Source organism: Peptoniphilus sp. (assembly GCF_022767005.1).
Classification (GTDB): Bacteria; Bacillota; Clostridia; order Tissierellales; family Peptoniphilaceae; genus Peptoniphilus_A.
The window spans coordinates 1-10,437 of the sequence record NZ_JALEOV010000065.1; the positions used below are offsets into that span (position 1 = coordinate 1).

General features: G+C 31.0%; 11 protein-coding genes and 1 pseudogene. All 12 read left to right on the forward strand.

Features of this window, described 5'->3' with window-relative positions:
• Positions 1-184 (forward strand): hypothetical protein (locus MR285_RS05195; RefSeq protein WP_293558725.1); only part of this gene is annotated, 184 nt, incomplete at its 5' end.
• 698 nt (positions 185-882) lie between these two features.
• A complete protein-coding gene (locus tag MR285_RS05200; protein ID WP_293558727.1) occupies positions 883-1,305 on the forward strand; it encodes a hypothetical protein in 423 nt (140 codons plus the stop codon).
• Positions 1,306-1,319: 14 nt separating this feature from the next.
• Complete coding sequence (locus tag MR285_RS05205) at positions 1,320-1,613, forward strand: type I restriction-modification system subunit M N-terminal domain-containing protein (protein ID WP_293558729.1); 294 nt, start codon at positions 1,320-1,322, stop codon at positions 1,611-1,613.
• Positions 1,614-1,877: 264 nt separating this feature from the next.
• Positions 1,878-2,489 (forward strand): TetR/AcrR family transcriptional regulator, encoded by a 612-nt coding sequence (locus MR285_RS05210; RefSeq protein ID WP_293558731.1) that lies wholly within the window; start codon positions 1,878-1,880, stop codon positions 2,487-2,489.
• Entirely contained in the window at positions 2,479-3,132 is a 654-nt protein-coding gene (locus MR285_RS05215) for an energy-coupling factor transporter transmembrane component T (protein ID WP_293558733.1), read from the forward strand. The genes MR285_RS05210 and MR285_RS05215 overlap by 11 nt, the downstream gene beginning before the upstream one ends.
• Positions 3,129-4,559: an ABC transporter ATP-binding protein gene (locus MR285_RS05220; RefSeq protein ID WP_293558735.1), complete on the forward strand. Its 1,431-nt coding sequence runs from the start codon at positions 3,129-3,131 to the stop codon at positions 4,557-4,559. The genes MR285_RS05215 and MR285_RS05220 overlap by 4 nt, the downstream gene beginning before the upstream one ends.
• Positions 4,556-5,134, forward strand: coding sequence for an MptD family putative ECF transporter S component (locus MR285_RS05225; RefSeq protein WP_293558737.1), 579 nt, complete (start codon positions 4,556-4,558; stop codon positions 5,132-5,134). Before MR285_RS05220 ends, MR285_RS05225 begins: the two co-directional genes overlap by 4 nt.
• A gap of 9 nt (positions 5,135-5,143) precedes the next feature.
• Positions 5,144-6,874, forward strand: a complete 1,731-nt coding sequence (locus tag MR285_RS05230; protein ID WP_293558739.1) for an ABC transporter ATP-binding protein — start codon at positions 5,144-5,146, stop codon at positions 6,872-6,874.
• 1 nt (position 6,875) lies between these two features.
• On the forward strand, positions 6,876-8,582 hold the full coding sequence (locus tag MR285_RS05235) for an ABC transporter ATP-binding protein (protein WP_293558741.1): 1,707 nt from the start codon (positions 6,876-6,878) through the stop codon (positions 8,580-8,582).
• Between the two features lie 293 nt (positions 8,583-8,875).
• A complete protein-coding gene (locus MR285_RS05240) occupies positions 8,876-9,028 on the forward strand; it encodes a DNA methyltransferase (protein ID WP_293558743.1) in 153 nt (50 codons plus the stop codon).
• Complete coding sequence (locus tag MR285_RS05245; RefSeq protein WP_293558745.1) at positions 8,989-9,786, forward strand: DNA methyltransferase; 798 nt, start codon at positions 8,989-8,991, stop codon at positions 9,784-9,786. Before MR285_RS05240 ends, MR285_RS05245 begins: the two co-directional genes overlap by 40 nt.
• 185 nt (positions 9,787-9,971) lie before the next feature.
• Positions 9,972-10,301, forward strand: a pseudogene (locus MR285_RS05250) (nucleoside triphosphate hydrolase); the annotation flags it as partial.
• Positions 10,302-10,437 lie beyond the last annotated feature (136 nt).

A 10,437-nucleotide genomic window follows, 5' to 3' on the forward strand; every position in this document is an offset into this window, starting at 1 on the left:
GAAACAAAAATTATCTAGTAGAAAATTCTGGGCAGCGATAATCGGTCTAGCAGTTAGCATTGTAGCATTTACTAAAGCAACACCAGAAACCACAGAAAGAATCGTAGCTTTGATAAGTGCTATTGGAGTGCTTGTTATGTACATGTTAGCTGAGGGTATAGTGGACAGTGGGAGAGAACAATAAGAAATATAAAGAAAACAACAAAGAGAAACAAAAATATTGGCAATTAAAGTCACAAGCTAAGCGCTTTGTGACCCTTGCCAATAAGGTAGACCTAGCAGAGTTAAGAGAATTAATTGTAAGGAGGATAGAAGAATGAAATTAAGAGAAGCTTTATATATCATCAATAAGGAAGCGAAGAGATATAGAGATAGATACCAATATTAATGAATTCCAATATACTGCAGATAAGTATTCAGAGTAGTTAACTATTGACTACTTGTAGACTACAAAAAAGTCTATAAATGGCTTAAAATACATATCCTAAAAAATTCCTCACAAATTTAAAAGCGTAGCATTCATTGCTAATAAAAAAAGACTGTATTTATTTACAGTCTTTTTTTGTTAAAATAAAACCTTTTGAACGATAACTAAGGACGCGCGATCGCTCGTAGTATTAGATATACAACTCACTTTGCCATCTTATCATCAACCAAAATCCTTCGATTTTATCTATAAAATTACAATGAATCGATTATACAGCAAGTACTGAAAAAAGTATATGATTTTTCCTCGTAAGTTTAATAGATGTAGAATTTACTACTTAGAAAGATTAAGACTCATGTAAAATATGATTGACAGCTACAGAAATAAAGACTATAAATTTTTATCTAAATTGAGAAATCATAGTCTTTTAATATACTTACTGAATTGGAGGAAATATGGAGAATAATTTTGAAAGAATGAATGTGAAGTCGAAGGATATTGCAAGTGAAAAACTAGAGGAATTAAAAAAGCTATTTCCAAATGCAATAACCGAGGTAATGGACGATAGTGGAGAGCTAAGGCTTGCAATCGACAAGGATACATTAAGCCAGGAGTTCAATCAAGTAGTGGTAGATGGGCGCGAAGAGAGATATCAATTTACTTGGCCAGGCAAGAGGCAAGCAATATTAAATGCCAATGCCCCCATCAATAAAACACTAAGACCATCGGTAGAGGAGAGCCTAAACTTCGACACAACCGAAAACCTATATATCGAAGGGGACAATCTCGAAATATTAAAACTATTGCAAGAGACTTATCTTGGCAAAGTCAAGATGATATATATATATATATATATATATATATATCGAGGAAACTAGGAGGTTATTTATAAATGAACGAAAGAAATAGACATAATCAAACAGGAATCAATGTGCAACAAAAAGCCAACATGATTTGGAATATAGCAGATATACTTAGGGGGCTTTATAAACCTCATGAATATGGAAAAATCATATTGCCAATGACAATAATTAAAAGATTCAATGATGCCCTCTACTTAACAAAGGACAAAATTCTTGAAACCTACCAAGAGGTAAAAGATTTTGATTTGCCAGAGAAGTTTTTAAGGGAAGCATCAGGTTATGATTTTTATAAAGTGCAGAGAAGAGTAAATCAGTTAAATTAATATTTATAACTATGCCCGTACTAACACGAGTACGGGTTATTTTTATATCCATACCTTTTAACGCTTTTTAAATAGGGGGCGTGCAAATTAGTTAAAACAAAACATAAGAAATATTAAAAAACTTCTGAATTCAAATTTTATATAAACCTATGTATTCAAGGTTTTAATAGTAGTTTTCAATCAAAATCTGGGTAGTAAAATTTAAAAGGTCTTGACTTTTATTGAGAATCATTATATAATAGAAACATATCAATGATATGTGAGGTGATAAGTATAGATAATACCTATGAAAAATTAATACAAAGTGGAGAGAATGAGTTTTTTGAAGTCGGCTTTTCGAAAGCATCAATTAGAAGTATTTCTTCTAGGGCTGGTGTGACCATAGGGTCTCTTTATCATTATTTTGAGAGTAAAGAAGATTTATATGAAAGAGTGGTTGAAAATACTGCCCAAGGCTATATTAGTATTGCTGAAGCTGCTAAGAAAAGCTTTATTGATCTTATTAAGAGAAATGATTTAAAAAATTTTGAATCTTGTATAAATGAAATAACTAATAACTTTAATAAATTTATCGCTATTAATAACAAAAGATTTTTGATTTTAATAAAAAACAGGGAGACTAAAATGTACAAAAAATTTTTTAAAAAGGTAACAGGCATAGAGGTTGAAATGACTGCTTTATTATTAGAATCAATTACAGAAAGAAAACTAGATGATGAGATATATAATAATTTGAGGATGATTATAGAATCTCAATATATAAGCATTTTTAATATTAGAACTTCTAATATGAGTCCTGAAAGGATTGAAAACCAGCTTACATTTCTATTTAAATTCTATAGAAAAGGCTGGAAGGGGATAATCCATGACATTTGATATGAGAATTAAGTTAATCGTACTTTTTCTAGTAAGCCTCATAGCAATGATTTCAACAAATCAAAACACTGAGCTCTTGCTAATTATCCTTATAAGCCTTTATCATCTTTTATCGGGAGAATATAAAAGAGTTTTTAAGGGCTTAGGAATTTATCTGCTTATTCAGGTCTTGATTTTTACCACTATAAAATTTCCAGGACTAATGGCTATAAATACGATTTTGATTATGGCAGCAAAAAAAATATATCCAATTATATATTATGCACAAAACATCTTAAATGATTATTTTGGTAAACTTCTTTATGCTTTGGATTTTTTTAAACTGCCCAAGCAAATTGTTATTATGATAGCTGTTGTATTTAGAACAATACCTGCCCTTACTTTAGAAATAAAAAACAACAGGGATGCTTTTAGGCTGAGAAAGATAAAATATAAAATATCGGATTATTTGAGTTATTCTTTAGTGCCTTTAATGAAAAGGGCTGAGTTAGTGTCGGATGAATTGTCTCAAGTTGCTGTTTTAAGGGGTATGGAAAGTCAAAGAAAAAGGACAAGTATCTTTGAAAGTTCCTTGAAACTTCATGACATAGTATTTTTATTGACCTTTATATCCTTATTAATATACACAGTGGTGAGTTTATGATAAAGATAAAGGATGTTAATTTTTCATATGGGAAAGAAAGGATACTAAAAAATATTAATTTAGATATAAAAAAGGGAGAATGTGTTTTATTAGTCGGGGAAAGTGGGTCTGGGAAGACCTCTTTACTAAGGTTAATTAATGGGTTAATTCCTAAATTCTATAAAGGAGAATACTCTGGGAGTGTATCTTTATTTGGTCAAGCTATGGAAAAATTTACCTTTGTAGATTTGGCAAAAAAAGTTGGAACTGTTTATCAAAACCCTAGAAACCAATTTTTCACCCTAGATACAATGAGTGAACTTGCCTTTAGTTTAGAAAATTTGGGGATGGATCCAAAGGTGATTTATAAAAGGCTTGAGGACTCCCTTGATAGGTTTAATATTAGGCCCTTAAAAGACAAAAATATCTATAGTCTTTCGGGTGGGCAAATGCAATCTATAGCCCTAGCATCTGTTTATGGTCTTATGCCTGAAATATATATTTTAGATGAACCTAGTGCCAATTTAGATAAGGAGGGAGTTAGCAAATTAAAGGAAATTATTAAGATCTTAAGGCAGATGGGAAAGACCATAATTATCTCTGAACACAGGCTTTATTATCTTAAGGATCTTATAGATAGGGTAGTCCACATAAAATATGGTGAGATTTTTGAGGAGTATTCGGGAAGTGAATTTTTCTCTTTAGAGGACAAAGAAAGGATAGCAAGGGGCTTTAGGGCTTTAAGGGAAGATAATCTTATATTAAATAATAAAAAGATTTTTATAAAAAAACATTGTCTGAAGCTTGAAAATTTATCAATTGGCTATAAAAAACCTTTAATTAAGAATATGAGTTTTAAGATTTCATCTGGAGAAATTTTAGGAATTATAGGGAAAAATGCTTCGGGTAAAACTAGCTTTTTTAAAACAATTTCTGGTCTTTTAAAGGAAAAATCAGGTAGGTTAATTTTCAATGGAAAGGCCTTAAATCGAAGATCAAGACAAAAACTCACCGCAATGGTTATGCAAGATCCTTCCTATCATTTTTTTATGGACACTGTAAAAAAGGAAGTAGAAGCAGGAAACAATGATAAAAAGAAGGATCAACTCCTAATAGATTTGAATTTAGAAGAAAAGAAAAAAGAAAATCCTCTGAATCTTTCAGGAGGAGAAAAACAAAGACTTGCAATAGCTGTTAGTCTAATGGAGGATAAGGAGATATTTTTGTTTGACGAGCCTACCTCAGGCTTAGATTTTAAGAATATGGAAATAGTAGCAGAAAAGATAAATGGGCTACAAAGAGAGGGAAAAATTATTTTAATTATTTCCCATGATTACGAGTTTCTCTCTAAGGTATGTACAAGTTTTATAGTATTTGAAGAAAGAAAGGCTTTAGAGAAAAATTTTTTTAAAGACAACATATCAGTGATATTTAAGGAGGAGATATGAAAAATTTAAGTGTTAAGTCTATGGTTAGATTAGCAATTTTTACAGTTATTTTTTACTTGGTGATTAGGATTTCTTCCATGGTAAGTTTGATTCCAGGGGTCTATCCTTTCACCGCAGCAATTACTTTAATACCCTTGGGGATTGTGTGGGTCTATCTTAGGAAAAAACTTCCACTTAAAGGAAGTATTTTTATTCAGGGAGTCTTATTAACTATTCTTACACTTTTGGGAGGTTCCCCCTATTTTCTAGGCATAGGGATGTTCATAGCCTGCTTGTTAGCAGAATTTTTAACATTTAGAAACAAGGATGATGTAAATGATAAAAATATAAGAAATGGATATATAGCCTTTGGTCTTGTTCATCACACATCAAGCTATATTCTCATGCTGGTTGCTAAAGATTACTATATATCTTATATAAATAAAATAGGTATGCCCCTTGAACAAGTTACAAAATTTGTAAACATGGTAAGTTGGCCTATGTTTTTAATAGGTCTTGTTTTGGCTATTATATGTGCTTATATTGGTTTTAACTTAGGCAAAAAAATAGTAGATAGGTCTTTTAAGGGATCTTAAGGAGTTAGGATGAAATTATTTGACTATGGAAAGACAAATAAATCTAAACTTATACTTGGTGTGCTTTTTATGAGTTTAGGGATGGTGTTTTTCGCTTTTATATACCATGAAATTTATCCTTTAATATCTCAAATCCTTTCTTTTATCTCAGGGGAAAAGCTAGATCTAATTATAATAAGAAAATCTGGAAGAAATATACTATTTCTTTTTCTTCTAAGTTCAATATTAAACTTTCTTGCTAGTATTTTATCCCATGATTTTGCATATCAGCTGATTGCAGATTTGAGAGTAGCAATGATTAACAAGTTAAGAAAAATTAAAAGTTCTTATTTTGATAGAAATTCTACTGGCAACATAAAGGAAGTGATTGATGATAAGGTGGGGAGTTTGGAGAGCATTTTTGCCCATGATATTCCAAATTTCATATCAACCATCTTTTTCTTAATAACAATAATGGGAATTTTATTTGAAAAGAATAAAATGTTAGCATTAACCTGCCTTATTCCCATAGGACTTGGGATACTTGCCCAAATAAATATGTTTCAAGCTGCAAGAAAGTCAGACCAATTGAAAGAACTTATAAGTTCATCATCAAAAATTAAGTCTAAGACTATTGAATATGTGGAAACCATGCCGGCAATTAAAATTTTTGGAAGGGGTTTAAATACATTTTCTTCTTATAAAGAGGCAATGCTCGACCACAGGGACTTAAGCGTCAAGATGAGTAATGAGGTTAATGGGCCTAATTTTTCAAAATATAGAACAATTATAAGAACGATACCATTATTTACATTGCTAGGTTTTCTTATCTCTAAGAGAAATATAGACCTCGATATTCTTGTATATTTTTTGATTATAGCCCCTGGAATAACAGAACCTATTTTTAAACTAAGTTTTTTTGCATCTTGGTTAAACATGGCAGGTCTAACTATTAGAAAAATAAATGATTTTATGAGTGAAGAAGAAATAGAGGAGATTGAAAACAAATTAGTTAGTATAGATAATATTAAAATTGAGAATTTAAACTTTTCTTATGATTCCGGTAAGGAGGTTTTAAAAAATATTAATTTAAATTTTAATAAAGGTAGCTTAATTGCCTTAGTAGGTAAGTCTGGATCTGGTAAGACCAGTTTGATTAAAATCCTGGGGGGATTATTGGAAAAAGAAAGAGGGAAAATCTTAATCAATGGAGAAGAACTTGTAAATACAAGGGCCCTTACAGATATGATTTCCTATATCTCCCAAGAGACTTCTCTTTTTAGTGGTTCAATTAGGGAAAACTTAAAATTTTTTAATAAAGATGCTACTGATGAAGACATGATAAAAGCCTCAAAACTAGCAGGGGCCTATGATTTTATTATGAATTTACCAAAAGGATATGACACAGTTTTTAAAAAATCAAATATTGAATTATCTGGAGGAGAAAAAGAAAGTCTCACAATTGCAAGGGCTCTTATTAAGGGCTCTGAACTTTTACTATTTGATGAAGTAACTTCAGCCCTAGACCCCCTTTTAGAAGAAAAGATTTTAAATAGTTTGGAAAGCTTAAAGGAAGATAAGATTATTATTTTTGCAGCCCATAGGATTTCTTCAGTTAAAAATGCGGATATGATAGTGGTCCTTAAAGAGGGAAGGGTTGAAACCGTTGGAACTGATGAAAATTTAAGAAAAAAAAGTCTTGAATATAAGAGATTGGTGGAAGATATGGAATTTACTGAAAAGTGGTCATTTGGAGATTAATATGAAATTTATTAAAACAATTACTTTAAATCAACCTAAGAAAATAATAGGTCCTATAGTATATAACTTGGCCTTTTTATTATCTACATTTTTGCCTTTTTTACTTTTAATAATTATTCTTAGAGAAACTCTTAATGGAAACAGAGCTTATTTACTTTTAGCTTTGCTTATAATGTCCTATGTTTTGCAATATATTTTGAAAGTAGCCCAAGTTAAAAAAACCTACAGGGATGGATATTATATAACTTATCCTGTTAGAATTAAGGCAGCAGAACACCTAAGTAAAATTCCTTTGGGAAGGACTTTAGACAAGGGTCCTTCAGCAATTAGCAATTTGCTTATCAATGATTTTTCTTCTATAGAATATGGTCTAACTCATATATTTGTACAGCTTATAGCAAACATTATTTTAATAATTATATTGGCAGGTTTACTATTTTTTGTTAATAAAACTTTGACACTTATGCTCTTTATTGGTCTTCCTTTTAGTTTTGGTTTAGTTAAACTTACTGAAAACCTATATAGGGAAGCAGGTAGAAAAAACCGCCTGGCTGATATAGAGTTTTCAGAAAGGCTGGGAGAATATATAGATGGGATTACTGAGATAAGGACGGGACAAAAGAATAATTTTGTAAGGAGGAACTTGGAAGACTTAATCTATGAATTAAGCCTTGTCCATAAGAAAAACGAAAGACAGCTAAGTCCTTTAAACTCCCTATCCATATCTATATTAAATATAGGCATATTCTTAGTACTTGTATATATTTTAAAAACCTTACCTCTAGGCTTAAAAATCTTTGACGTATTAATATTTTTATTAATTGCTCCAAGGGTCTTTGGTCCTTTACAAGAATCCCTTCTTCAATTTTTCTTTTTTCCAATTATAGAAGATGCAGGTATCAGGATAAATGAATTTTTACAAGAAGAAGAGCTACCAGGAGAAAAAAAATTAGCGTGTGAGAAGATAGATATAGAACTTAATAATATTAACTTTGCCTACGATAAAGAAAATGTAATTTTAAATATAAATGAAAAAGTTAGTCAAGGAAAGAAAATAGGTATTGCAGGAGTTTCAGGGTCAGGTAAATCTACACTCTTAAAGCTTATTGCAAGGTTTTATGATGTAGATTCTGGTAAGATATTTTACAATAATGAAAATATAAAAGAGGTCTACGCCAGTGATATTTATGAAAATATTTCATATGTTTTCCAAGAGGGAATTCTTATTAATGGCACTGTGGAAGAAAATATTAGATTTGGAAATAAAAAAGCGACAGAAGAAGACCTTGTAGCTGCAACCAAAGCAGCAAGGTGTTATGAATTTATAAAAGAACTTCCCGATGGGTTTGCAACTGAAATTGGACCGAAAGGCTCAATGCTTTCAGGGGGACAAAGACAGAGGATCACAATTGCGAGGGCACTTCTTAAAAACACTCCAATTTTAATTTTGGACGAACCGACTTCCTCCTTAGATGCCACAAATGAAAAAGAGCTTTTTCTGGGTCTAGAAGAGTTAATTAAAGGGAGGACAGTTTTTATGGTATCCCATAGATTAAATACCATTAAAAACGCAGATGAAATTTGGGTTTTAGATAAAGGAAAAATAGTAGAGAAGGGAAATCACGAAGAACTTATTATAAAGAAGGGGTTATATTTTAATTTAATTAATGCAAAATCTAAGGACGAATCTTGGAAATTAAATAACTAATATTTTATAGAGGCTAAAAATTTATAGCCTCTATTTTTATACCTTTTAACGCTTTTTAAACAGGGGTGTGCAAATTAGTAAAAAGCTATATCAAAAAGTCAAGCATTAAATTGTATCCAAATAGAGAGAGTTTTAGATCCACCATATAATACGGGGAACGACTTCGTCTACAACGACGACTTTAAAGAAAGCATCGAAGAATACCTAGAAGATAGTGATCAATTCGACGAGGAAGGCAATAGACTAGTAAAAATACAGAGACCAATGGAAGATTTCACACAGATTGGCTCAATATGATCTGCCCAAGGCTAAAACTCGCAAGGAATCTACTCAGCGAGGATGGAGTTATATTTATTTCAATCGACGACAATGAACAAGCGAACTTGAAGAAAGTATGCGATGAGGTATTTGGGGAAGGGAATTTTGTTGCCACTTTTCACGTGTAACAAAAAAAGGTGGTAAATCATCAGAAGCTACTGCAAAAAATCACGATTATATATTAACTTATTTAAAGAATCAAAATCATTCGGATTTAAGAGGTGTTTTCCATAATGATAATGGATATAGTAATAAAGATGAGTTCTTTGATGATAGAGGATATTATAAATTAAATCAGACTTTGGATTATGATTCTTTAGGCTATGTATTTTCTTTAGATTATCCAATAGAAATTAATGGAGAAATTTTCTACGCAGGTGGGAGTAAAGAAGATTATTATTTAAGACATACCAGACAACACGGAAGAGCGGACTGGGGATGGAGATGGAGTAAAGAACTGTATGAGTTTGGGTTAGAAAACGGATTTATAGAAGTAAAGCGTGGTGGTGAAAGACCTAGAATTTATACTAAAACGTACCAGAACGCAAAAATAGAAAAAGTAAATAATAATTATGAAGTTACGATTATTAAAAGAATTAAACCTTTATCAACATTGGAATTTGTAGAAAATAAATACTCAAATGACAATGCCACAAAGGGAGTTGACTTAATTTTAGGGAAAGGTATTTTTGAATACACAAAACCAGTTCGTTTAATACAAAAGATCATGGAAATAGCAAACAGCAAAGACTCTATTATCCTCGATTTTTTCTCTGGGTTTCGTGTCGTAATAGTGATAGAGGCAAATAGTTATGTAAATATAAGGAGTTCAAGACTTCTACCAAAGTTTAAAACTCAAAAAATAAATAGTTGGCGTGCTGCTTAGAGTATCCATTTTAACAATGGGTATTGTAAACAGCATACCAATAAAACTAAGAATTCTTTAAAGAGTCTTATTTTGTGATGAAAATTTAACATGTGAATCTCAGACGATAGAAAGCAGTAATTCTGTCGTCTTTTTTTATTTCAAAGAAAGGAGGCAGGAATGAATTACGATATAGGAGAGAGTTTATGAAAAGCTTAAAAGATTTTGTATTAAGAGAAAATGATATTGAAAGAAATGGACATATCTATTGCAAGGTATGTGGTAAAAGAGTCGATGGAGAATTAGTTGACCTTGGATTTACGAAGTTTATTCCAAGAATTAAATGTGAATGTCAAATAAAAAGAGATAAGGAAAATGAAGAAAGAGAAAGACTGATGAAAATATCATCGCTAAAAAGAGATTGCTTCTCATCGCCGCTCCAACACCAATATACTTTTAAGAAATTCTTAAATGAAAAAGGTCAAGCCTATAAGGTTGCTTACAATTACACCAAAAGCTTTGAACAAATGAAAAAAAGGAAAGTATACTTGACATTTTTGAAAATAATGATTATACTATATGTAAAGTTAGCTTGTCATTTGAAGAAGGTGGTTTAATGTGAAGAACAGACTTGAAGAAATAAGAAAAGCAAATGGAATAACGCAAGAGGAG

Bases quoted from the DNA above. Each gene is read 5' to 3' on its own strand.
- MR285_RS05200 (WP_293558727.1), top strand. From the start codon at position 883: ATGGAGAATAATTTTGAAAGAATGAATGTGAAGTCGAAGGATATTGCA.
- MR285_RS05205 (WP_293558729.1), top strand. From the start codon at position 1,320: ATGAACGAAAGAAATAGACATAATCAAACAGGAATCAATGTGCAACAA.
- MR285_RS05215 (WP_293558733.1), top strand. From the start codon at position 2,479: ATGACATTTGATATGAGAATTAAGTTAATCGTACTTTTTCTAGTAAGC.
- MR285_RS05220 (WP_293558735.1), top strand. From the start codon at position 3,129: ATGATAAAGATAAAGGATGTTAATTTTTCATATGGGAAAGAAAGGATA.
- MR285_RS05225 (WP_293558737.1), top strand. From the start codon at position 4,556: ATGAAAAATTTAAGTGTTAAGTCTATGGTTAGATTAGCAATTTTTACA.
- MR285_RS05230 (WP_293558739.1), top strand. From the start codon at position 5,144: ATGAAATTATTTGACTATGGAAAGACAAATAAATCTAAACTTATACTT.
- MR285_RS05235 (WP_293558741.1), top strand. From the start codon at position 6,876: ATGAAATTTATTAAAACAATTACTTTAAATCAACCTAAGAAAATAATA.
- MR285_RS05240 (WP_293558743.1), top strand. From the start codon at position 8,876: ATGATCTGCCCAAGGCTAAAACTCGCAAGGAATCTACTCAGCGAGGAT.